Origin of the sequence: Microcoleus sp. CZ3-B2 (assembly GCF_036705055.1) — a bacterium.
Lineage (GTDB): Bacteria > Cyanobacteriota > Cyanobacteriia > Cyanobacteriales > Microcoleaceae > Microcoleus.
This window is the reverse complement of record NZ_JAUBTN010000082.1, coordinates 1-24,900: the sequence shown is the minus strand read 5'-3', so window position 1 is coordinate 24,900 and position 24,900 is coordinate 1. Positions and strand designations below refer to the sequence as shown.

General features: G+C 46.0%; 18 protein-coding genes. 10 read left to right on the top strand and 8 right to left on the bottom strand.

What is annotated here, in order from left to right:
- Nucleotides 1-28: 28 nt before the first annotated feature.
- From QUA97_RS25460 to QUA97_RS25440, 5 genes are all read right to left on the bottom strand, one after another.
- Entirely contained in the window at nt 29-544 is a 516-nt protein-coding gene (locus QUA97_RS25460; RefSeq protein ID WP_333196937.1) for a hypothetical protein, read from the bottom strand.
- A gap of 30 nt (nt 545-574) precedes the next feature.
- Nucleotides 575-1,018, bottom strand: coding sequence for a hypothetical protein (locus QUA97_RS25455; protein WP_194067709.1), 444 nt, complete (start codon nt 1,016-1,018; stop codon nt 575-577).
- Nucleotides 1,019-1,140: 122 nt separating this feature from the next.
- The gene (locus QUA97_RS25450; protein WP_194067710.1) at nt 1,141-3,075 is read right to left on the bottom strand and encodes a hypothetical protein; all 1,935 of its coding nucleotides are present in this window, start codon (nt 3,073-3,075) and stop codon (nt 1,141-1,143) included.
- A 53-nt stretch (nt 3,076-3,128) separates the two neighbouring features.
- Nucleotides 3,129-4,634, bottom strand: a complete 1,506-nt coding sequence (locus tag QUA97_RS25445) for a GTPase domain-containing protein (protein WP_333196935.1) — start codon at nt 4,632-4,634, stop codon at nt 3,129-3,131.
- A 49-nt stretch (nt 4,635-4,683) separates the two neighbouring features.
- The gene (locus QUA97_RS25440; protein ID WP_194067712.1) at nt 4,684-4,839 is read right to left on the bottom strand and encodes a hypothetical protein; all 156 of its coding nucleotides are present in this window, start codon (nt 4,837-4,839) and stop codon (nt 4,684-4,686) included.
- 214 nt (nt 4,840-5,053) lie between these two features.
- On the opposite strand from QUA97_RS25440, the gene QUA97_RS25435 reads away from it, so the two are divergent.
- Both QUA97_RS25435 and QUA97_RS25430 read left to right on the top strand, forming a co-directional pair.
- Entirely contained in the window at nt 5,054-6,427 is a 1,374-nt protein-coding gene (locus QUA97_RS25435) for an NB-ARC domain-containing protein (protein ID WP_333196932.1), read from the top strand.
- A 106-nt stretch (nt 6,428-6,533) separates the two neighbouring features.
- Entirely contained in the window at nt 6,534-7,097 is a 564-nt protein-coding gene (locus QUA97_RS25430) for a Uma2 family endonuclease (protein ID WP_333196929.1), read from the top strand.
- Nucleotides 7,098-7,321: 224 nt separating this feature from the next.
- On the opposite strand, the gene QUA97_RS25425 is transcribed toward QUA97_RS25430, so the two are convergent.
- On the bottom strand, nt 7,322-9,673 hold the full coding sequence (locus QUA97_RS25425; RefSeq protein WP_333196927.1) for a PhoX family protein: 2,352 nt from the start codon (nt 9,671-9,673) through the stop codon (nt 7,322-7,324).
- Nucleotides 9,674-9,886: 213 nt separating this feature from the next.
- Nucleotides 9,887-10,354: a hypothetical protein gene (locus tag QUA97_RS25420; protein ID WP_333196925.1), complete on the bottom strand. Its 468-nt coding sequence runs from the start codon at nt 10,352-10,354 to the stop codon at nt 9,887-9,889.
- Between the two features lie 299 nt (nt 10,355-10,653).
- Here QUA97_RS25420 and folK point away from each other — a divergent pair, with 299 nt between their 5' ends.
- The 6 genes from folK (at nt 10,654) to QUA97_RS25390 (ending at nt 21,318) form a co-directional block, all read left to right on the top strand.
- Nucleotides 10,654-11,145, top strand: coding sequence for a 2-amino-4-hydroxy-6-hydroxymethyldihydropteridine diphosphokinase (folK, locus tag QUA97_RS25415; protein ID WP_194067715.1), 492 nt, complete (start codon nt 10,654-10,656; stop codon nt 11,143-11,145).
- 187 nt (nt 11,146-11,332) lie between these two features.
- Nucleotides 11,333-11,881: an NUDIX hydrolase gene (locus QUA97_RS25410; protein ID WP_194067716.1), complete on the top strand. Its 549-nt coding sequence runs from the start codon at nt 11,333-11,335 to the stop codon at nt 11,879-11,881.
- A 91-nt stretch (nt 11,882-11,972) separates the two neighbouring features.
- Entirely contained in the window at nt 11,973-13,418 is a 1,446-nt protein-coding gene (locus tag QUA97_RS25405; RefSeq protein WP_333196922.1) for an FAD-binding domain-containing protein, read from the top strand.
- 583 nt (nt 13,419-14,001) lie between these two features.
- The gene (locus tag QUA97_RS25400) at nt 14,002-20,376 is read left to right on the top strand and encodes an Ig-like domain-containing protein (protein ID WP_333196919.1); all 6,375 of its coding nucleotides are present in this window, start codon (nt 14,002-14,004) and stop codon (nt 20,374-20,376) included.
- A gap of 267 nt (nt 20,377-20,643) precedes the next feature.
- Nucleotides 20,644-20,865: a hypothetical protein gene (locus QUA97_RS25395; RefSeq protein WP_333196916.1), complete on the top strand. Its 222-nt coding sequence runs from the start codon at nt 20,644-20,646 to the stop codon at nt 20,863-20,865.
- A gap of 9 nt (nt 20,866-20,874) precedes the next feature.
- The gene (locus QUA97_RS25390; RefSeq protein WP_333196940.1) at nt 20,875-21,318 is read left to right on the top strand and encodes a Uma2 family endonuclease; all 444 of its coding nucleotides are present in this window, start codon (nt 20,875-20,877) and stop codon (nt 21,316-21,318) included.
- Between the two features lie 174 nt (nt 21,319-21,492).
- On the opposite strand, the gene QUA97_RS25385 is transcribed toward QUA97_RS25390, so the two are convergent.
- A complete protein-coding gene (locus QUA97_RS25385; protein ID WP_194070787.1) occupies nt 21,493-21,942 on the bottom strand; it encodes a hypothetical protein in 450 nt (149 codons plus the stop codon).
- Nucleotides 21,943-22,096: 154 nt separating this feature from the next.
- On the opposite strand from QUA97_RS25385, the gene QUA97_RS25380 reads away from it, so the two are divergent.
- Entirely contained in the window at nt 22,097-22,411 is a 315-nt protein-coding gene (locus QUA97_RS25380; RefSeq protein ID WP_194070788.1) for a hypothetical protein, read from the top strand.
- A gap of 25 nt (nt 22,412-22,436) precedes the next feature.
- The gene (locus QUA97_RS25375) at nt 22,437-24,578 is read left to right on the top strand and encodes a pentapeptide repeat-containing protein (RefSeq protein WP_194070789.1); all 2,142 of its coding nucleotides are present in this window, start codon (nt 22,437-22,439) and stop codon (nt 24,576-24,578) included.
- Nucleotides 24,579-24,900: the final 322 nt, after the last annotated feature.

Below are 24,900 nucleotides of genomic sequence, written 5' to 3'. Positions count from 1 at the left end.
CTTCACAAATGGTTTGTAGAAATTTTCGCTAAACCCACATAGCTATTGGATCATTCTTTTTGTGGAGGTCTCTTAGTGGTCTGTAAACTTCACCTTCATAGGGCTTCCAAACATATCCAAGACTGAACGGTCGAAAAAGCGAAGATGCGACCGTCGCTTGCCAAACAGCTTCAGCCAAAACCAATCCTGGAAAAACCAAGGCCGATTCTTCAATCAATTCGCTATAGGTTCTAAACTCGTCTACTTCCATACCAACTAAAGCATACCGAAACCGTGGAGCCAACCGCAAATTATGATACAGAAGGATACCTATTTCTGTCATTAAATAAGCACTTTCTGGAGTGTCAATCCCAATCTCACTGATGCCACTTGGACAAACTCGGCACCACCAATTTTCTTCTATATCCTGAAAAATTTCTGCCCGACATTGGGAATGTCTACCGTTTGAGATCGTCCAGGAAATTTCATTGAAATATTGAGAAAATTGCTTTGCTTCAGATTGCTTTATTCCACATTCAGCCGATAAGCTAAACACCCATGCCATTGCTGTTCTCCCGTTGACTAAATTAAACTATCAAACTTTCTCCCATTCGCTTTGTGTCTGGGCGAGGGCTGTTTCATATTTCTCTAAAAGCATTGTAGCGCTTGACAAAATACTGACATGAGTTGGACTATCTTGTACAGCTTCAATATCTCCGACGATCTTGCTGTCGTCAATCTGCCAAAGAGGATCTTTTCCTGTGCCGCCAAATTTTGGGGGTTTGCGAAATGGTGGTAAGCCTTCGATAGAGAGGGATACAGACATTCCTTTTGTGTTTCTAAGGGCCACAGTGACAGACTCCTCTGAAGACTGGCGCTCTGTTTCTGGCCGTAAATAACCTTGTTCATCCAACCATTCTTTGGGCACTTGCTCAACATCAATGTCAATAGCGGGTCTGACTCCCAGTAGCCTCGCATTGCGTCCGATTTTGGGTTGACCGTTTTCTTCTGCCATGCCTCGATAATAGAGTCTTGTCATCACAGTTTCATCAGCCTAACACGATCGCCAGACTAATCATAAGGTAATTGTTGCGTTGGTTTCATGCGATCGCTCTTGATGCGCGATCGGGCGATCGCACTTTGTCACCATCTTAATCAAGTCTAGATATCTTCTAAACGCTCACGAATTTCAGTTACGCTTGTTATCGCACCATCAAGGGCTTGAAGCAGCTTACTTAAACTTTCACCTTCACGTCGAATCACTTGAGCAATACTATCGACCGATTTTTGAACAGAATCCCGAAGTTTGTCAGCAACTTGTTCTTGCAAATCGGCAGATGCCTCATCAGCTACACGCAAAATTTGTTCCTCAACCTGTTGCTTAGCCTTTTTTTCTTCTGCTTGACCACTCATCCAGCGTCGAATAGCAAAGAAGGCAGCACTTCCGAAAGGAGAAAGAAAAACACCTAGTAAGGAAGCGACAATTGCATCAACGGTAATAATACCAATAATGTCATCCACAATACTGTATTGAACCTCAGACACTGCTTTATTAATTGCATTCTCAAGCGCTTGACCAGAACCCGTCAGATTGAGGCTACTAGCATCAAACGATTCAAGCGATACTCCCTTTGACAGTCGTTCCCTTACCGCTTGCTGCTGAAGTTCAGCCAATTGTGATTTAAAGGTTGCTTCTAACAGCTTGCTGATTGAATCAGCCTCGTCATTGATTGTGCGCTTGATATCTTTAGGCTTAATACTTTCACGCAATAAAGCTTCGATCTCTGTTTTCCAACGATCTTTCAATTCTTCCTGAACAGCTTTGGCACCGAACTTTTCAGATCCCCACCACTCTTTCGGCCACAACCCCTTAATTCGATCCATCACAGAGACACTAGGCTTCCATTCGTCAAAGCCATCTTTGATTTGAGAATACAAGTCGCGTTTTAGTCGATTTTGAAGGCTTTCTAATCGAGAGCCTAAAAGTGTCATTATGGTGTTAGAATTAACAGAAACCTTAATTCCTAATTTCTCTAAATCAGCAACTAATTCATCAACAGATCGCTTTGTTCGCTCATTTTTTAGAACCTCTATTGTATTAGTTAGAGAGCGTTTGAGAATTATTTTAGGACGATCCAATTTGATTTGAATCCCCTCTTCCACAAGGATACTTTTCAGAGCATCCATCACTTCGGTAAGATCAATTTTTCCGTAACGTTCATAGCTTCCTGTGTCTTCATCAAAAATCCTTTGGGTTGTAGTAGCCGGAACAATTGTTAGGGTTCGCTTGAATAGGTTACTTAATCCACCGAAAGTTTTGCCTCCCCAAAGAATCCACTTCTTTTTTTTCTCCCATTCCTTTTGCTGCTTATCTATTTCTGGGATATTCCGAGTTACTGTATCCCACTTGTTGACAACAATCAGGGCTTTTTTGTTGGAAGCATTTTCCTCCGTTAGCTCACTCGCATCTTTTAGTCCAACTATATGTCGCACAACAAAGTCGTAATCATCACGGGTGAGATCGGATTGAGCATTGGATAGAAAAATCAGGCAATCAGCCTTGTTAATAAAAGGAGCTATTGTAGTGTTGTCGTGAACAACACCCCCTGTCCCTGGAATGTCAACCAGTCGAATGTGACTAGATTCAACCAAGAATTCATATACATTTGTGGTTGCAACTTCACCTGCAATAATTACAGCATCTTCTGTCGGTTGAAAGTTACTGCTGGAGCGAAGCCATTGATTAAGTTGATCCGGGTTAACATTAAGAAAATCGCAGATCATTGATGTTTTACCAGCACTTACGGCTCCCATGAATACCAATGTGAAATAGTTGATATTCTCTTCACAATCCTTGAAATCATTTTTCACTTCTCCAATGTACTCACGAAGTCTAGTAGTAAGGGCAGTAAACTCAGAGAAAGTCTGAAACTTATTGCAATGCTGTAACAATTGTTCGCAATAACTTTCTTTCAACTGGAAGATAGGTTGAAATTTTTTGGAGATATCCTCGATTAAAACCGGAGCAAAATCATCAAGCAGAGTATTTGCATTGATGCTAACGCGGAAAGTCTTATAAGCTGGTTGTTGTGTCATTTTTTTTCCTGTGTTAATCGAATATGTACATTTGTAAGAAAAATTGATCTGAGTCAATCAATAGAGGTTAAAACATCACAAAAAGATTGTAGGGAATCCGCATGATTCTTGTAAAAATAATATTCTTCAACGATGTTAATTTTTGTCAAATTTGTAAAGAGAGTTTCAGAAATATTTTTTTGGAATTGAGTAAGCCAGTTATCAATTTCATTTGCAGCCCTATTAAAATATTGATCGGATTGTTCAATGCTTCGGTCAAATGTATCTCTATCTTTATCCAAAAACCAATAATCATCAAAAGCATCCCAAATTTCGTATATAGAATTTTTCAAATTCGATATAATAGAGTCACTACTAGGTTCGCTAATTTGAAAGCTTCCAACTAAATTTCTTGCAACAATTAAAATATTACTTCGCAAGTTACTAACAAATATCTGAAATTCAGAGACTATTTCATCCTGATATCTATCTCGGCATTGCATAGACTTATTCTTCTTCCATCTAAAATTATCACCTTGCCAAAAACGCTCATCACCCGTAGTTTGATAATTCCGCATCTCTTGAAGACAAGATCCTCGAATTTTTCCAATACGGTTAGATAAGGTATCCACTTCTCTATTAATAGATTCATTTATTTGTCCGATTACTGTTTGAATTTTATATGTCATTTGTTCGCCCAGTTTTTCTTCACGTTTTCGTAGTGCGATGTAACTGGCAATTACAATTGAATATTTACTTGCAACTTCAACCAATTCAACTTCAGCACGATTGATAGCACTGTTAGAGTTAACTTCAAGAGATTCGTAAATCACTTGTCTTAATTGGCGCTCTCGATCGCTATTTGAATATCTTCTTGCTTCGGCTACTGAGAATGATACAATCGGAATCTCATAGTCAAAAAGTCTAGCAATTCCTTCAAATTCCATCTTTTCATTACCATGACTCAGAAAGTTGATATAGCTCTGAATCTGCTTCTGTTTAACTTTTTCAGGTAAATCAGATAAGCAGTCTATTTTGTTGATGACAATAACAATCCGTTGTAATGCTTTGCTTTTGAGTACCTCGTTGCTCTTGAGAAACTCGTAAAAATGTCTCGGAATCGGATAGCTAACATCAAACACAAGTAGTAAAAGATTGGCTCGACGGATGATGCCTTTAACTATTGTGTCATCTTCTTCGCAAAGAACAGAACCTAAACCCGGCAAGTCAATAATCACTGTTTCTTCATCAATTTTGGCTTCCTGAGCTTGTGAGGTTTCACGAATAGATGCTTCTTGGAAAACACCTGATTCTCCACGATTTAGAAGGTGATTTCCAAGAGCAGACTTGCCTGCATTAACCATTCCAACTAATGCAATAACTTTTGTATTTCGATAATCGTGAAGAAACTCCCAAAAACTTTCTAATCGCTCAATATCTTGCTGGACATTTTCGACAAGATTAGCTTTTGCAAAGGTCGAACCTGCCTCGTCAGCCAGAAGAATCGTCTCTTCAGGAAGAGTCTCTAAGGCCCTGATTAATGAATCTTTAATGTCTGAAAGGCTTGTGAAATCAGTCAAGTCTTTCCTCCTTTTCCAAAATTCCCTCTATCAATATCACCAGAATTTGTCATTTTTTGTCATCTTTCCCCTTTCCCATTCCCACAACGGCTGCACCTACTATAAAGAATGCAATAATTGCCCCAAATGGCCCAAGAGTTGCCAAAAGAGTCAAAACTATTGCGCCAAGCACCATAACCCCCAAAAACTTTAAAACTGCATCCATATTCTTTTCTCAGTGCTAAGATTCAATTATTTACTTGCTCCTATTTTATTTAGAAATAAAACTTTTGTGTACTCAAAAAATGTCCTATTTTGCCAACTACTTTATGCTGCTTTCACTCTCTTTAAATCTAATTTTGTACTAAAATATCTAAAAATATACTAAAATGTCTAAAACTGTGCCATAATACACAAAATCATCCCAGCCTCTTAAGCCGATGAATCTTAAAGAAATGTTAAACCTCGCCGATCGCATAGTCTTCGAGAAAACGGGTCAACACCTTGACGATTTACAAGAGGCGGTAGTAAAAGCAACTCTACAACACGATACATACAAGCACGTAGCCAAAGACTTTGACTGTTCTGAAAGTCGTGTTAGGAATGCGGCTTCGGAATTATGGCAATTACTTTCAGAAGAGTTGGGAGAAGATGTCAATAAAAAGAATTTTCGATCGGCAATTCACAGGTTTCAAGTCTCTAATGTTTCAAACTTTTCAAAAGATGTTGTTGTAGGAATTGGTATCTTTAACCTGTGTGGAGAATCTAGACACCCGCCAGATATATCAAACTCACATAATGACGAAAAATCTAACACAAAACAACCTCAAACCTCACATCAAGATTTAAGCGAAATGCCGGAGTTGGGAGATTTCTACGATCGCACTTCCGAACACCAAACCCTCACAACCTGGATTCTACAACAACACAGCCGCCTAATAACCCTCACCGGCATCAGCGGCATCGGCAAAACATCCCTAGCAGTACAACTCGTACAACAAATAAAAGATGAATTTGATTACATAATTTGGCGCACCATAGACGCATCCCACACTTTCGACGAATTTCAACACGAACTAATCCAGCTTTTCTCCCAGTCAGAAAACCTAGATTCACCTGCAACTAACCAGAAACGCTTACCTCTAATTAAATATTTACAAAAACATCGCTGTTTAATAGTCTTAGATGACGTTCAAAACCTTTTTTGTAGCGGCGAATTGGCAGGAAAATACAAACCAGAATCCGAAGAATATCGTTCTTTATTCAAACAAATCGAAAAATTATCCCATCAAAGCTGCTTTCTGTTAATCGGTTGGGAACAACCCAGAGAAGTGACTCAAGTTAAAAACCAAAATACTGCCATTCGTACCTTACAACTCAAAGGTTTAGACACCGCAGCCGCAGGGGAAATCCTGAAAGATTATGGCTTAGAAGCAAGTGAGAATACTGAAGCACTCATTCATCGCTACGAAGGCAACCCCCTATGGTTAAAAAGCGTGGCGACTCTGATTCAAGAGTTGGGAGGAGGCGCGAATCAGTTATTACCAGATGATACTATATTGTTGCCAGAAGATTTGAAAGATGTTTTACAGCAGCAGTTCGATCGCCTATCGGAACTAGAAAAACAAGTAATCTCCTTGTTAGCGAAAGAAAGCCAGCCAGTCAACCGCGCAAAATTGCTAGAAAATGACATAATTCCGCTGTCTGATTTGGTAAATGCGCTGCAATATCTATCGCGGCGCTCATTGATTGAACAACAAGCAAATTTTTACACTCTGCCGCCTGTGTTGAGGCAGTATATCAAAGGATTGTAACCAAAATCTAAAATCTAAAATCTAAAATCTAAAATCAAACCGATCGCCCTTCAACCGCCCTTTTCTTCAAGCTATTCTAGAAACATACTGTATTCCCGATCGCATTATGGTTGCCTTACCCGATCGCCTATCGATGAGCGCAGAAGAATACCTGGCTTGGGAACCCACCCAAGAGGAACGCTACGAGTATTGGGATGGCGAAGTCGTCGCCATGAGTGGCGGCACCCGCAATCACAATCGGATTTCAGGAAATTTCTTCAGAATCCTAGATGATGCCCTTGTCGATCGCCCTTGCGAACCTTACATCGTGGATGTCAAAGTCCAAGTGGAACCAGGGCGAAAGTATTTTTATCCTGATGTTGTGGTAACTTGTGACGATCGCGATAACGATCCACAATTAGTGCAATTTCCTTCCTTGATTATCGAAGTTTTATCGCCTTCCACCGAAGCAGTAGATCGTGGCATTCAATTTGCGAAATACCGCCAATTTTCAACACTGCAAGAGTATGTATTGGTGCAAGTTGAACAGCCTGGAGTAGAGATGTTTCGGCGCAATCAACAGGGGCAATGGGTTCTCTCCGAGTATGGTTTGGGCGATTCCTTGCAACTTGAATCGGTGAATCTAGAAATTGCGATCGCCGATTTATACCGCCAAATACAATTTTCTTAGTCTCGTATTTGTATGGTACTAATATAGTCCGGTAGGGACACGGCACTGCCGTGTCCCTACTTCGGTAAAGTCGGGGTTCTGGGTGTTCAGGTTTTTGAAATGGGCTTACTTAAGCAGGATTTACGCACTCGACCAAAGAAACCGGGTTTTTACCAAATCTGCCGACTGCAACGACATATCTAGGCAAAAAACCCGGTTTCTAGAGCTTCACGCGCAAGTCTTATTTAGACAAACTGACCCGTTGTAGTCGATCGCACGCGGCGAATTCCAATCACCGACGGCATCGGGGATCGGCGCGAATCATTCGAGATATTGCTAGGCCACAAACTGCCGCGAGAAACACTGCGAGTCTGATTAAAAACAGCACCGTTTAAATCCAACATTTCAATTTGCCGACTCAGTACAGTACCATCATCGATCGGGCAATCTTCCCCCGGATGCTGAACCGAAAGCAACAGCGTATCTCCCACAAAAGTCGGCCCAGTCATTTCGCACCGATTCGGGCCTTGAGCAAAGGGAATTACCGTACCCGCATTCGGCCCCGATGTCGGAATATAAAACAGCCAATTGTTACCGAAAACACCCGTAAAATCCGAGACATTTCCAGTTTTTTTATGGTCGATCGCATTTGGCTTCCCAGCAGCACCAACATCAAAACCGTTGTGCGTGCTCGTAGACATATCAGTCACACCCCAAATATTGCCTTGAGTGTCAAAATCCAAATTGTCTACACTAGCAAAGCCAGCCCCAGAGACTGAACCCGCTTCTCCACCTTGAACAAAACGCTGCCAGCGGAAAGTCAAACCCGCACCGTCGGAACTATCTTCAATTATTTTGTAAATTCCTCCCGACTGCTGGGTGCTATTGAGGGCGACAGTGTATTTAGCAACAGTAAAAATCCGGGAATCTGGATAACCGTCACTACCAGGTGCGCCGTCAGTATAGGAAATGAAAACTTCCTTAGTTGTGGGATTAACTTCCAAATCTTCCGGCCGCGCCGTCGGAGTTCCGCCAATCAAATTAGCAGCTAAGAAAGCATCAACTAAAACCGCACCTTGGCTGGTGTAGAAATTAGCCAGAGTTTTATTTCTGTAGCCGGAAAGTGCTGTTGCTTCATTAGTTGTATCTACTACAAAAGAACCGCCATCTTCTGTTTGACCGGCAATTCCGCTGCGTTTGGGCAAGCGAGTATTGGCATCTCTTTGCGCTTTGCCAAAACTTGCTAATTCCGCTTCGCCAACTTTAGAAGGACTCACTGGATTCGTCGGGCTATTTAATGCCAACGGCAGCCATCTTCCCGCACCGTTGCGGTTGTATTGGGCAACGTACAAAGTGCCGTCTTCAAACAAGCGGCTGTTGGTTTTATCTGCGGGATTGGTGACAGTACCGTTGCTGACAAATTTCCAGGTGTGTCCGCCACGGCGATCGTCCCCCATGTACACTACTAACTTGCGTCCCGCTTCAGCGCGAATCGCGACATTTTCGTGGCGGAAACGGCCTAAAGCGGTGTGTTTGCGGGGGCGAAAACTGGGATCTTGGGGATCGACTTCTACCATCCAGCCGTATTTTTCGCCGACTAAGCCGAATTCTTCGCCGGTAGTGCCCTTGGCGTAGCCGGTTTGGCCGCCGTTGGGTTTGACATTTTCCTGGACTCCGATGAAAAATGCTTCGCTACCTTGGAAGTTTTCTTCGGCGGAGAGGATTGTACCCCAGGGGGTTGTGCCGCCGGAACAGTTGTAGGCTGTACCGACGATCCGGTTTCCCAGCCCGTCGCTGTTGACTTGGGCGAAGACTTGGGTAGCAGCAGGGCCCGTACCCGTGAGGTAGTTGTCGTCGCCTTGTCTGCTTCCCCAGGATGTGACATCTTTGTATTTGTCGGCACGCTGGCTGTTGATTCCGAGGCCGGAAAGTCCGTGGATACGGCGGTTGAGGGAGTCGCCGGCGATCGCCAAAAATCTACCGTTAGCTTGTTTGGTAATGCGGACGATCGATCCGCCGAGGTTGTACAAAAATTCGCCGAGGGTAGCCTGATTCTTTACGGATAAGTCTATACCGAGGACGGCGCGATCGGTCGCAGGAAAAGATGCCACATCTGACGGCGCTTCCGGCGCGATTTTCGACATCGGGAAAGATACGTACTCGTGGTTAACCCAGAGATAGCCGTCGCCATTGCTGCCGCGAATCCCTACAAAGCCCGTGTAGTCGTTGTTGTAGCCGAAATAGTCTGCCGGATCGGGAAAAACTCGATCGCCCCAGCGGAGAATCACATAGCGTTCGTATTCCGGCGGCACAACCACATCATCAACCACGCTGTAGCTGGTTAATTTAGTATTCTGCGAGGCCGCCATCACTGTTCCCTGTCCGTTTATGCTTGTTGGCATGAAACTGGACAATTCTTGATAAACTGGCAGCGGGTGAGGAAGTCTTAACGGAGTGAAAGATAGCGGCCCTATAATAGATTCCGCCGAGGTGGAATTGATGCCGAAGAGTGTTTGAGTTAGTTGAGGTGCAAGGACAGTAGTAGCTGCAGTGCTACCGAAGAAAATTAACAGTTGTCGGCGAGTTATTTTAGACATAAATTCCTATTCAACCCACATCCCTAATCAGATGATTCCGTAGGAAAATTTATCACTCTTACATTAAGGGAAGTTAACCTGAAGGTTAATTAAAGTGGAATTATATTTGGGTTAATAATTGGTTATTGGTTGTTTGTTATTTGTTGTTTGCTACCAATTCCCAATCCCTCCGCTTCGCGCTCGCCCTGTTTGGCCGATGCCCGATGCCCGATTTCAATCATCTCGAAAACCGGGATCGTTTTGTCTAGATGCCGATCGACTGGGCGCTGGTACATTAATCGCTGGCGAAGGCCCGGTATTTGCGGCGGAAACATTGCTGTCTCTGAATCCCAGCAGCAATTTTGCATCGGCAAAATATCTAGTCCACAGTTCGATTCTCGAATCTTTCTGCCAGTCGCGGCGCGATACTCTCGATCGCAAAACCGGAACTAACTGCCGGCTGCGAGTCGCTGTAATTATCACCGTAACTACTGTTAATTCGGGATTTTCTTGAAACTGGCGGGCGATCGACAATGCGGCCAAATCTTCCGCCTGCTGCACTAAACCCGCAAAAGATTGACTGTCGTCCGAATTTAGGGTAAGATAGCTTTCCTTAGTTTCAGCCAAAGCTATCGATGTGCTTGCTGCTAAACTGAGAGTTGCCAAGATGACGGCAGACAAAATGCGACGGTGCAAACTCATTAATTTATTACTTAAATACTGACATTTGTTAATGATAACAAACAAAGATTAACCGTAAATTAAGCTAAAATTAAAACAATATTTTAGAGCGCAATGGAGACTTAGATCGAATCCGCTCTTCATCGGAATTATTCATCTCTCTTATCTCCCTCTGTGCTCTCTGCGTTCTCTGCGGTTAAAATATTCCAATTCAACTTTAATAAAAATCTTGTGGTGGGCATTTCACCGGCCCCAAAAACAGAATTTAAATGCAGAACAGCTCGTAAATACCTGTGCGTAACCCCAACTCCCAATTCCCAATGAAATCAACAAAATGTGCGATCGCCCTCGGTAGCAACTTAGGCGACTCCCTCGCCACACTCAAAAGCGCGATCGCCACTCTCAACAACACACCAAAAATCGCAGTAAAATCCCATTCTAGCTGGTATAAAACCGCCCCCGTCGGGCCTCCCCAACCCCATTACATCAACGCCTGTGCCATCCTAGAAGTTGCCCTAGAACCGAAACAATTGCTAGCAGCTTTATTAGAAATTGAAATAAAATTTAATCGGATTCGCCGCGAAAAATGGGGGCCGAGAACCCTCGACTTGGATTTGCTGCTGTATGATGATTTAATCTTAGAAACTCCGACACTGACTTTACCTCATCCCCGGATGACCGAAAGAGCTTTTGTATTAGTACCTTTAGCAGAAATTGCGCCGGATTGGGTGCATCCAGTGACGAAAAGCGCGATCGGGCAACTCCAGCAAACTGTAAACTGTTCGGGAGTGCAAAAAATGTTAAACAATTGACAGTTGACAGTTGACAGCGAGGTTTTTAGGATAGGGATTTACACCCCAGCCTAAAAACCTGACACCCTGAAAGCGGGGGTTTTAATCCCCTGAATTTTGATAATGTAAAAATTGAGCAAAATTTAATGGCTTCAATCGCCTATGATGTCATAAATTAGTGCAATCAAACATTATTCGCTTATCGCTTATGCCATTAGGAAAAGAACTACCCCAACTCCTCAAACAGCGCCTGTTTTACCAAGGGCGCAAATTCAACTTTGACGTAGCTAGCCTGCGCCTTCCCAACGGTTCCGAAGGCGACTGGGAATGTATTCGCCACCCGGGTGGAGCACTTGCAGTTCCCGTCACTCCCGAAGGTAAACTCGTCTTGGTGCGGCAATATCGCTTCGCCGCCAAAGGACGGATTTTAGAATTTCCCGCCGGGACGATCGAACTTAATGAAGATCCCGCAAAAACTATCAAACGCGAAATCGAAGAAGAAACCGGATATCGCGCCGGCAAATGGCAGGAATTAGGCAAATTCATGCTCGCGCCAGGTTATTCTGACGAAATCATTTATGCTTTTTTAGCCCAAGATTTGGTCAAGCTGGAAGAGCCGCCAGAACAAGACGATGATGAAGACATGGAAACAGTTTTGTTCACTCCAGAGGAATTAGAAAAAGCCATTTTAGCCGGGGAACCAATTGATGCAAAATCAATTTCTAGCTTTTTTCTAGCGCGCCCTTTTTTGATGTAAAATAGTATCGCGGTGCGTCACTTAGATACAGTCGTCAACAACTAGAATTCTGGCAGCGACGCACCTACAAAAATCTCAAACCTCAAATCAAATGTCAGACTTAATTTTATTTTGGCACCGTCGAGATTTACGTATTTCTGACAACATCGGACTGGCTGCCGCGCGCCAGCAAAGCCCGAAAGTAGTCGGGATTTTTTGCCTGGATCGCAATATTCTCGATCGCGATGACGTAGCGCCAGCCAGAGTCACCTACATGATAGGTTGCTTGCAAAAACTTCAGGAGAATTACAGCAAAGCAGGTAGCCAATTGCTGATAATTCAAAATGAACCAAGTCACGGCATCCCAAAATTAGCAACCGCAATCGATGCCAAAGCAGTATTTTGGAACCGGGATGTTGAACCCTATGCAAAAGAGCGAGATATAATCGTATCAAAGGCTCTCGAACAAGCAGGAATTAAAGTTGAAATTTTCTGGGATCAAATCCTGCACGCCCCCGACGATATTCGCACCGGTGCAGGAAAACCCTACACAGTTTATACACCATTTTGGAAAAATTGGCACAGCCAACCCAAAGCTGAACCAGTAGAGACACTGCCGATAACTTATCTGGAATTAATGACCGGATTAAGCGCCCAAGAACAAGAAATCGCCAACCAAATAGGTGCAATAGAAACACTGCCAACGGCATCTAGTTTGGGATTTACTTGGGAAAATCCATTAGTTTTAGAACCCGGAGAAGATGCCGCGCGAGCAAAGTTGGAAGAATTTTGCGAAATCGCCATTTACGAATATCAAGAACAGCGAAATTTGCCCGCAAATAACGGCACATCGCAACTCAGCGCCGCCCTCAAATTCGGTGCAATTGGTATCCGCACAGTTTGGCAAGCTACCCAGATAGTAATGGACACTTGCCGCAGCGAAGAAGCGCGCACAAGCATCCGCACTTGGCAACAGGAAATAGCGTGGCGAGAATTTTACCAACACGCCATGTATAACTTCCCTGAATTAGCAGATGGGCCCTACCGTCAAACATTCAAAAATTTTCCTTGGGAGAACGATGAAAAGCTGTTTCAAGCTTGGTGCAGGGGCAAAACTGGTTATCCGATTATCGATGCGGCAATGCGGCAGTTAAATCAGACTGGTTGGATGCACAATCGCTGTCGGATGATAGTCGCTAGTTTCCTCACCAAAGATTTAATTATTAACTGGCAGTGGGGTGAAAAATACTTCATGCAAAATTTGATTGACGGCGACCTTTCTGCTAACAATGGCGGCTGGCAGTGGAGCGCATCTAGCGGTATGGATCCGAAACCTTTGCGAATATTTAATCCCGCCAGTCAAGCTCAGAAATTTGACCGGGAAGGGGAATATATTCGGCACTGGGTTCCAGAATTGCGCCGAGTTGATACGAAACTTTTGCTAACAGGAAATATTTCACCTATAGAACGCCGGCTGCTTCATTATCCCGATCCGATAGTAGACCACAAGGAGCAGCAGCGTAAGTTTAAGGAACTTTATAAACTGCAAAAAGTTTAAATATCAAATGCAGTTGATTGATGGGGAATACCAGGTTAGATCATTTCCGGTTACACTCCTGGTGATGTTGACTGTTCACTCTTCACCGTCAACCGTCAACCGTCAACCGTCAACTCGAATTTACTATTCCGATGAAGAGAGGAGTTGATCTGAAACAGGGCCGAAAGGACGATCGCATTATTTCGTCTGCTTTCGGGGAACTTGTACTAATTCTCAGAACTCGTGCAACAGTAGCTTTAGGGTGCATCGCCACTTGTCAATCCTCGCATTCGATCGACAATTTCGCATCGCTTTGCGGACTATGTAAAATTACGTAACAGCCTGGTGCGATACAAAAAAAAATTAGCTAATTTTGAGGAACAGACAAAAAGTATTTCAGGGCGATCGCGGATTATGAAGTCAGGGTGACGAGCGTGTCTCGGCTGAACGCACAGGTATTTGACCGCTTGGCTCAGATTGTGAATCAAAATCAATATGTTACGAAGAACTCAGAAAGCAGGCTTCTTGAAAAGAAACTCCACATTTCTTAAAGAAGCTGAGTTGCCTATTGTTTAAACCAAAGTAAAAGTATAGAGCAAAAATCATGGCTACTTTCACCGTCACTAACCTCAACGACAACGAAAGCGATCCCGGTTCCCTGCGATTTGCCATCAAACAGGCTAATGCCCAAGCAGGCGCAGACACAATTATCTTCGACCCAAATTTCTTTGCCGTACCCAGAACCATTGCCCTTTCAACACAACTCATCGTCAACGACAGCCTCACCATCAAAGGCCCTGGAGTCAACAACCTGACTATCAGCGGCGATGCCAACAAAAATGGCAGCAACGACAATGGCGATGTCCGCCTCTTCTTCGTCAACCAAGGGACTGTTCAATTCAACAACCTCACCCTGGCAAACGGTCGGGGCAAGGGTGGCGACGGCGGTGGAGGCGGCGGCGGTATGGGGGGTGCCCTGTTCATAAATGGTGGTAGCGTCACCGCCAATAACGTCACCTTCTCAAATAACCAAGCAATTGGTGGCAATGGCAGCTTTGGCAGTGGCGGTGGCGGTGGTGGTTTTGGTGGCTCTGGTGGCTCTGGTGGCAGTGGCCGTTATGGTGGCAGTGGCGGTGGCGGCTTTGGTGGCGGTGGCGGGATTAGCAGTCTGTATGCCGGGGCTGGTGGCGGGGGCTTCAGTGGGGAAGGCGGTTACGAAACCGACAGTCGCGCACGAGGCGGGAGTGGTGCAGGCACTATCTTTGGTGGCAACCCGGCAGGGGATGGTGGCAGTGATGGTGGCAGGGGCGGTGGTATTGGCGGTGGCGGTGGCGGGGGTAACAATAGCAATTTTGCAGGTAAAGGCGGTATTGGTGGCGTTGGCGGTGGGGGTGGTGGTGGCGGATGGAGCACCAGCAATTTTGGTGGTATTGGTGGCAATGGTGGCGACTTTGGGGGTGGCGGTGGCGCGGGATTGGGTATTGGTGGAGGGCTCGGTGGCAATGGCGGCTTTGGCGGTGGTGGTGGCAACGGCAGTCGCGCTTTGGGTGATGCCAGTACGAGTCCCTTAAACTTTGGCGGACCGGGCGGTAACGGTGGCTTTGGTGGTGGCGGTGGCGGTGGCGGTTCCAGCCAATTTGGATCGGGTGGTATTCCCGGTAGTGGAGGAAGCTTCGGCGGTAACGGCGGTAAGAGTGGCGGCAACAGCGATGCCTATGATTTTGCTGGTGGCGGTGGTGGCGGTGCTGGACTGGGGGGTGCCGTTTTTATTCGCAGCGGTTCCCTCACCCTAGTCAACAGCAAATTTCTCAATAACACGGCAACGGGCGGGTTGGGCGGCATCGTCGATGCTAGTTCTAATGCCAAATCCGGTGCCAACGGTCAGGGAAAGGGCGGGGCGATTTTTGCCGTGACTCCTGAACTCGCCGGTGCGGCTGGGGTGGCTGTCGCGCCAACGGTGACGGCAATTAATACTTTGCCTGCCTTCAGCGGGAACAGCAGTGCGAATGCTTCGCGGAGTCGTACCGATAATAGCGATTTTTTTGGCAGCATCAGCGTCCAGAGTTCGATCGGCAACCAGCCCCCTGTAGCAGAAAATGATAGTGCGATAACTTCTGCTAACACTCCAGTCAAGATTGATGTTCTCTCCAACGACATCGACCCCGATGGCAACCCCTTAACAATTAGTCTAGTTGCGAATCCCACTCAGGGGACGGCAGTTGTGAACAACAACGGTACGCCGAACAATCCCAACGATGACTTTATTACCTACACTCCCGATGCGAAATTCAACGGCGACAGCTTTACCTATCGCGTCAGCGACGGCACAACAAAGAGCAACATTGCAACTGTTTCCCTCCTGTCAGATGCTGGAGTGACTTATCTGGTGACAAATACCAATGACAGCGGCCCTGGTTCGCTGCGACAGGCAATTCTCAATGCCAACGCTCATCCCGGCACAGATACGATCGCATTCCAAATTACCACTTTCATCCAGATTCCGCGCTTACCATTCCAAAAACCGATCGAGATCCCGATCGCATTTAACCAACCTCAAACGATCGATCTTTCTTCTGCTTTGCCGACAATTACAGATGCTGTCACCATCGACGGTTGGAGTCAAGGCGGCCCCGGATTCCAGGGCGCGCCGCGAATTGAACTCAACGGTGCGGCATCCAATTCGGCGATCGGACTTGACATTCAAGCCAGCAATTCCATCGTCCGAGGACTGGCAATTAACCGCTTTTCCGACGAACCCTCCTACAATCGGGCTGGCATCAAGCTGTCGAACGGGGCAGCCAATAACTGGATTTACGGCAATTACATCGGTACCGATTTAACTGGCAATATCGTTCGCAGCAACGGCGGGAATGGTATTGAGATCGATGCTTCAGCCGGAATCCAGAATCGCATCGGCACCAACGGCGACGGACTTAACGATCCTGCCGAAAGAAATGTAATTTCCGGCAATCTCGTTCACGGAATTACGATCGCAGCCAAGTTCACAACCGTAGCGGGCAACTACATCGGCACCAATGCAGCGGGTACGGCAATTCTGAAAGCCAACAACCTCTCCTATGACGGAGTTGTCACCTTTCCAGGTGCTTCCGATAACACGATCGGCGGTACTACCGATGCGGAACGCAATGTGATTTCTGGCAATTACAGAGGTGTCTCCATCGGCGGTACAAACAACGCGATTCGGGGCAACTACATCGGCACGGATGTCACGGGTACAAAAGACTTGGGCAATATTGCAGAAGGTGTGGCGATCTTTGGTTTCGCAAATACAGTGAGCGATCGTAACATCATTTCAGGCAACGGTGGCAACGGCATATACATTATCGATCGGGCAAACAAAGTGCAGGGCAACTTTATCGGTACGGATAAGACAGGTACCGTTGCTTTGGGCAATAACCGCGATGGTATAGCGATTCAAAGCATAATAGGAGGGATCGGCACTGCTGCCAACAATATCATTGGGGGAAATACGGCAGCGCAACGCAACCTGATTTCCGGCAACAAAGGCAATGGTGTGAGTTTTTGGGGCGTTGCTACTGCTAACAATTTGCTGCAAGGCAATTATATCGGTACTCAGCTAGATGGAGTCAGTCCCTTGGGGAATCTAGCCAACGGTGTAGCGATTTTGGATGGGCCTAACAATAATACGATCGGCGGTATCGATCCGGAAACTGGAAATGCGATCGCTCACAACAATTTAGCTGGAGTTGCTGTTAACTCTGGCACGGGCAATGGGATTTTAGGCAATAGTATTTTCAACAATAATAGTTTCGGTATTATTCACTACGAAATTAGTAACGAGCGCAACTCTCCCACCATCACTTTTGCCCACTCCAATGGCAAAAATACTGAGATAAAAGGCACTTTAAATAGCACTCTAAATCAACAGTTTAGGCTGGAATTCTTTGCCAACTCCAGTCTCGATCCGACTGGCTTTGGCGAAGGAAAAACCTTCCTCGGCTCTACGATTCTCACTACGGACAGTAGCGGTAAAAATAGTTTCAACTATACCTATGGTAGTTCCCTACCCGTCGGTCAATTCATCACAGCAACGGCGACCGATCCTGCTAATAATACTTCGGAATTCTCTAAGGGATTGGCGATCGCCAACCAGTTGCCTGTAGCAAACAACGATAGTACGATCGTGGGCCAAAATCCAGTCAATATCGATGTCCTGTCTAACGATACCGATCCGGATGGCGACTCTTTGATTCTCAACATTGTTACCAATCCGGTGAATGGGACGGTAGTAGTTAATCAAAACAATACACCGGACAATCCCAAGGATGATTTCATTACCTATACTCCCAATATCCAATTTAATAATAATGTTGGAGATAGCTTTAGTTATCAAGTCAGTGACGGTCAAGGGGGTACAGCAACAGCTAATGTAAAATTGATTTTCTCTCCGTTGATTGAGGTTGAGATTCCCAATCTAAAAAACTCTCCGATACTCTTTCCAGGCACACTTCCCATACTCTTTCCGACACCAACTCTGGTGATATTTCCAACACCAACACCATCTCCAACACCGACACCAACACCAACACCAACACCATCTCCAACACCGACATCAACTGTGGTGATACCTCCAACACCAACACCCACACCGACATCAACTGTGGTGATACCTCCAACACCAACACCAACACCGACATCAACTGTGGTGATACCTCCAACACCAACACCCACACCATCTCCAACACCGACATCAACTGCGGTGATACCTCCAACACCAACACCCACACCATCTCCAACACCGACATCAACTGCGGTGATACCTCCTGCGATCAATAAGTCACCGATCGCACTTAGCGACAGTGCAACTGTAAATGCTGGCAGCGCGATCGATATCGAGGTTCTCGCCAACGACAGCGACCCCGACGGCGACCCCCTGAACCTCAGCATTTTCAAGACTTCAGACAACGGCAAAGCAGAAGTCAGGCACAACGGTACGCCGGACGATCCAACAGACGATTACATCGCCTACACCCCCAATCCCGACTTCAGCGGGGAAGATGTGTTTTTCTATCAAATCGACGACGGTAAGGGAGGCGTAGCTGTTACCAAAGTGGAAGTGACAGTCGATCGCAACCACTCGCCGATCGCATCTGGGGATGCTGCGACTGTGAATGCTGGTAGTGCGATCGATATCAACGTCCTCGCCAACGACAGCGAACCCGACGGCGACCCCTTGAACCTCAGTATTTTCAGGCCTTCAAACAACGCCAAAGTCGAAGTCAACAACAACGGTACGCCGGACAATCGGCAAGACGATTTCATTACCTACACTCCCAATCCCGACTTCAGCGGCCAGGATATCTTTCTCTATCAAATCGCAGACGGCAAGGGAGGTTCGGACGTTACCAAGGTTGAGGTGACAGTGAAAGCAGTCAACAAATTGCCGATCGCGATCGACGATCGCGCCACCACCCATCGAGACACTGCTGTCAACATTCCAGTGTTAGCAAATGACAGCGATCCAGACGGCGATCCCCTAATTTTGACGGTTTTGACCAACGGAGTCGGCGGCAAGGCTGAGATCAATTTTAACGGCACTCCAGACAAGGCTGATGACTTTATCACCTATCACCCCCACCGTGACTTCTGGGATGACGACAGTTTCACTTATCAGATTGATGACACTGGCGGGGGAACAGCGACAGCTACCGTAACGATCGAGTTTGCCAACAAATTGCCGATCGCGATCGATGATAGCGCCACCACCGATCGAATCACTCCCGTCAATATCCCCGTATTAGCAAATGACAGCGATCCAGACGGCGACCCCCTGATTTTGACAGTTTTGACCAACGGAGTCGGCGGCAAGGCTGAAATCAATTTTAACGGCACTCCAGACAAGGCTGATGACTTCATCACTTACCACCCCCACGGTGACTTCACCGGTCAGGACAGCTTTACATATCAGCTTGACGACAGTCACGGGGGGACAGCGACAGCCACTGTTAACATCACCGTTAATCCGATTGCAAATCCCCCGATTGCCCCTTTACTTTTGAACGGTACCCCCGATCCAGATACACTGATGGGCGCGGAGGGTGACGACACCATCAACGGCGACGCTGCGGATGACTTCATCGATGGTGAGGGCGGCAATGACCTCATTGACGGCGGTTTAGGCAATCTCGATCGCATTTTCGGGGGTACAGGCGACGACACCATTACCGACCCCGACGGCGTAAATGATATTCAAGGCGGTGTTGGCAATGACAGCATCAATATCACTTTTGCTGAAACCTGGGATGACAATACTAATCCTAACGATACACTGCGTTCCGATGAAAAAATTATCGGTGGCACCGGTAACGACAGCATTACTGTCACCATGAACGACTTTCGTTTCTTTATCAACCTCAAAGCCGATGAAGCTGCGAGTTCCAATGCTGATGGTAATGATGTAATTAACCTCTTAGGAACCTACGCCAATTCAGTTGTTGACATGGGAGGTGGCGAAGATACATTTAATGGTGGCGTAGGTGATGACAGTGTTGTCGGCGGCGATGGCAATGATACGCTAATTGGTGGTGATGGCAATGATACGCTAATTGGCGGCGGTGGTAACGATCTACTTGCAGGGAGTGCCGGCGATGACTTGCTAACTGGTGGTAGCGGTGAAGATCGGTTTTTGTTTAAATCGAACGGTGTTTTTAATACTGCTGATTTTGGGAGCGATCGCATTACTGATTTTACGACTGGCACAGACAAAATTCTCTTATCTCAAACTGCATTCGGAGCAATCACTTCAGCTAAAATTGCCTTTGTAGATAGCGATTTAGCAGCAGAAACCAGCGATGGATTAATTGTTTGCAGTCGCGCCACAGGCAAGTTATTTTTCAACCAGAACGGGACACAAATTGGTTTGGGAACTGGTGCGCTATTTGCCACCATTGACGGTACTCCGTTGCTGACCGTCAGCGACTTCCTGATTGTCAATTAATAATATCATGTCCGATCGATCGGACATGATATTATTATGCTAGTCGCAATTACGGCATTCAATATTTTAAAATATATTGAACTCATTTGCCACAAAGATACCGAAAAGATACAATACTAAAAGCCGGAGGATTTGGACAGTTTTAGACCCCATTTTTCTGATAACCAATCCCCAATACTTCGGCTTCGCCGATCGCAAGTTGCCCGTGCCCGCCCCCAATTACCGATACAGACAAGCATCGCAAACTTAAATAAATCGGAGGTTTAAATGGTAACGCTGCAATTGAGACAAATCAGTGTACCGCCTGGACATAGAGTGCTGTTCCATGATGTAAGTTGGCTGGAATTTGAAGCAATTTTAGAAGAGTTGGGAGAACACCGTGCTTCCAGAATCGCTTACATTCAAGGAATTTTGGAGATTAGGATGCCACTGCCAGAACAGGAAAAAGCTAAAACGATTATTGGCTATTTAGTTAATATTTTGTTTTAGGAACTTGAAATCGACTTTGAACCATTTGGTTCTACTACTTTTAAGCGAAAAAGTATGTTACAAGGAATTGAACCGGATGAATGTTTTTACATTCAAAATTCTGCTCTAATGATTGGCAAAAAGCGCATCGACTTAACTGTCGATCCACCGCCAGATTTAGCAATTGAAGTGGATCTAACTTCCAAAACTCAACTGGATGCTTACGAGGCGCTGGGAGTTCCTGAAATCTGGCGGTACGAAAATAACCAACTGATGATTAATGTGCTTGAAGATGGGAAATATGTTGAATCGGCAATTAGTCCAACATTTCCCAATTTGCCAATTATTGAAGCTATTTCTGAATATTGCGAACAAAGTCAAACAGCGGGGACGAGTCAAACTCTCCGATTGTTTCGCAAGTGGGTGAGAGAACAAATCCTGTCAATTCCGGTTGCACCGTCAGGTGATTGTTGATTGTTGACTGTTGATTCGGGGTAGGAAAACTGAATAATTGAGTATTAGCTGTTGACTCGATTTTATTATTCCGATGCAACCGGAAACTATATCAGAGTTTGAGGACTAAAGTCCTTATTACCAACTTGAGGGCTAAAGTCCTTACTACCAATTTGCTACAATCTAATTGCTTTTTTAGTTGCGCTGTTGAGTGATAGAGAGAGAGTAAGGGTGTTGACCTTGAGCCCGATCGCCCACAAAAATAAGATAAGTCCCCTTGTCCCCATAACCAGAAAATTCTACGTTCCCCGCACCAGCATTCGCCGGTAGGACGCAGAAACGACCCCTGGGCCCCTGAATCATCAAACTCGGCGCTCCCGCCGTTTGTACTGCAATTTTCCAGTAAGGCAAATCCTGCGTTACTTCGATCGCCTGGTTCGGCCCGGCGGCCACGAAACCGCAGTCGCCGCTATTGTTTGGGCCGCCGGAGACTCCTGAAACACTCAGCGGTTCGCGAAATCCCGGAGCAATTTGCAGGGGTTGGCTCCGAAGAGCCCCCGGTGCAGTTAAAATCATTCCTAGGGCTAGGATTGCGATCGAGCCAAAGCGCAGTCTGGGGCGATCGCACGGATAGCATATCTTCATTTTTATCCTTATTTATCCGAACACAATGACGGAAGGTTCCACTTCTTTGACGGTAGAGGATAATGAGCGGTTCCGAACACGCTAATGTGACTCTTATTAATGTGACCGCCCTAAAACGATCGGCGTACAGCTAAACTAACTCCCAATTTTTTTTATGAATCCTCAAAATAAGTTCAATTTGCAGCAAGCGATCGCACAACTAAAAGCTAAAGTAGAGCGATCGTCCCTCATCCAACAAAATCCAGATAGCTATCAAGCGCTCGGAACCTTCTACAATCAATTTCTGGAAAAGTTTCAAAAACTCCCCAAACCAGGACAAGTGGCAGTGTTTGCTGTCGGGGCGATCGTGGTTCTGACAGTCTTCAATAGTATAGTACAGCTAATTTCGGCCCTGATGAGTCTTGCCGTTCTCGGAGTGTTAATCTACATAGCGTACAAATTGGCAATATCTGCTGATTCGTCCAACTAACGACTAAAAATAGGAAATTATAAATATGGCTAACCCAACCGCATCCGGTGATGATATTAATCAACCCGATCCGTCTCCATCTTGGCAGACAAAATCCCAGCAAATGCCACTGCTGGTTCGTAGGTGCGGCGCTTGGGCCGTTGAAATTTCCTTAATTGCCGCCAGCGCCCTCGTTCCCTTCAGTATCGGGGCATTGGTCAACAAGGACGCTCAAACCGTACCCCTAAATTCCTCTGTAGCAGCAACATCGGAAACTGTAGCGCGTATTTTGGGCGTACCCGTGCGCGATCGCAACCCCAGAGTCGCACCCCTAACTAATCTATTCTGGTCGGGGGCGCTGCTAGCACCGCTAGTTTTAGCGGCGTGGCAACTATTTTTGCTCGCCAGAACCGGCCAAACACTCCCGAAACGCTGGTTTGCCGTTAAAGTTGTCACAGCTTTTGGTACTCCTCCGGGTTGGAGGCGAGTGCTGATTCGCGAAAGTTTGGGGCGCTGGGGAGTGCCTCTGAGCGTAGCCTACGGCATTTGGCGCTTATCCGGCGCGTTTCCTGATTTAATCATTTTAGGGGGGCTGAGCGGCTTGGCAGTGCTGGCAGACGGCGCTTTTGCATTCCGCTACAAACGACAATCGGGACACGATCGCCTCGCGAATACTTTGGTGGTCAATGCGCGATCGATCGAACAATCTGCCAATCCTGTCAACAATCAAGATTGGACTGAGGAAGACGCGCAGATTGCGGCTGTGGTTTTGACTCGCGAAACCAATGTCAAAGAAGAACCCAGTTTGTGGAATTGGATGCGCCAACATCCAGGCACAACTTTAGTGATAGTTACCATTGGCAGCGCGGGATTAATTTTAACTTTGTTTGTTGGCACTTTGATCTACACTCAAGGTCAAGCAAATATGCGGGATTCTCGCCAGCGGAACGACGAATTATTTGTGGCTTTAGTGAGTAAATTGTCTCCGGCTTCGCCCAGCGGAACATCGGGGAGGCGATCGGCAATTTTGGCTTTGGGGGCGGTGGAAGATTCCCGCGCCATACCGCTGTTAGCGGATTTGCTAACCCAAGAAGACAGCAGCCCGATGCTGGACGCGATCCAACAAGCTTTAGTCAGTAGCGGGCCGAAAGCTTTACCTGACTTGCGGCGATTAAACCAAGGGCTCAGCAACGAGCTCGAATCCCTGCGCTACCGGGGGAAAGCCTCGGAACGCGAGTTAGCGGCTACCCGTCAGCGAACAGTGCAAAGGGCGATCGGCAAAATTCTCACCGTGTATAGCAGCCAACTCAACGGCGTCGATCTCAGTCGCACCGACTTAAGTCAAACTCCTGCCGGCCCCGCTCAATTCACCTTAGTATTAGACAAAGTGGACTTATCAGGAATTAAGCTGAAAAACACCAATTTAACCAATGCCAGCTTCCAAGGAACTCGCTTTTACGGCACCGGCGAAGACAGGCGTCCGGGTACATTTGACGATTGGATTTCCGACTTAAGCAGCGCTAATTTTGAAGGAGCAAATTTAACCGGAGCATCTTTAAATAGTGCTCTAATGAACCGCACTACTTTTGTGCGCGCTGTCCTGAACAAAGCTAATTTGTCAAGCGGAAATCTGAATGGAGCTAATTTTAGCAGTGCTCTTTTAATTGGCGCAAATTTGCAGCAAGCAATATTAAAAGATGCAGCTTTTACGGGTGCAGATATCGGCAGCGCGAATTTGTCTGGAGCCAATTTATCAGGCGCGCGTTTGGGCAAAATCAAGGGCCAAGGCGCTCAGTTATCCTTGACAAATTTGTCTAAATCGGAATGGCAAGGTGCAGATTTATCCGGTGCAAATTTGAAAAGTGCGAACTTACAAAATGCCGATTTGAGTTCTGCTAAACTCGCCAACGCCAATTTTCAAGATGCTCGGTTGCAAGATGCTAATTTGCGGAATGCCGACCTGAGTTCGGTTGATTTTAGGGGTGCAAATGTAGCGGGAGTGAATTTTCAAGGGGCTGTATTTCAGGGTAAAGCGGCTTCCGATCAGTTTATTCAAAGTCCAGCAGGTACTAAATCAGGTAGGTTCCAAGGAGTTGATTTTGCCGAGGCTAAAAATTTAGATAAAAATCAAATTGCTTACATTTGTTTGCAGGGGGGTATTCATCCGAAGTGCTCGCAGAAGAATTAAGAATTGATTTGTAGTGAGGACTCAAGGGGAGCATTTCATTTTGGTAAAAAGCATTTTTTGTTTGAGCGCTGTTCTCGCTCGCTTGGTGATAAAAGCCCGTGCGAGCGAGGACAGGACTACAAAAGCTAGCGCGCTTGATGCTCCTTCTTCCTTCTTCCTGATGACGTTGGACGGAAAGCAGTTGCCAGTTGTCAGTTGTTATTTGTCAGTTGCCAGTTGTTATTTGTCAGTTGCCAGTTGTTACCAATAACTAATAACTAATAACTAATAACTAATAACTAATAACTAATAACTAATGACTAATGACTAATGACTAATGACT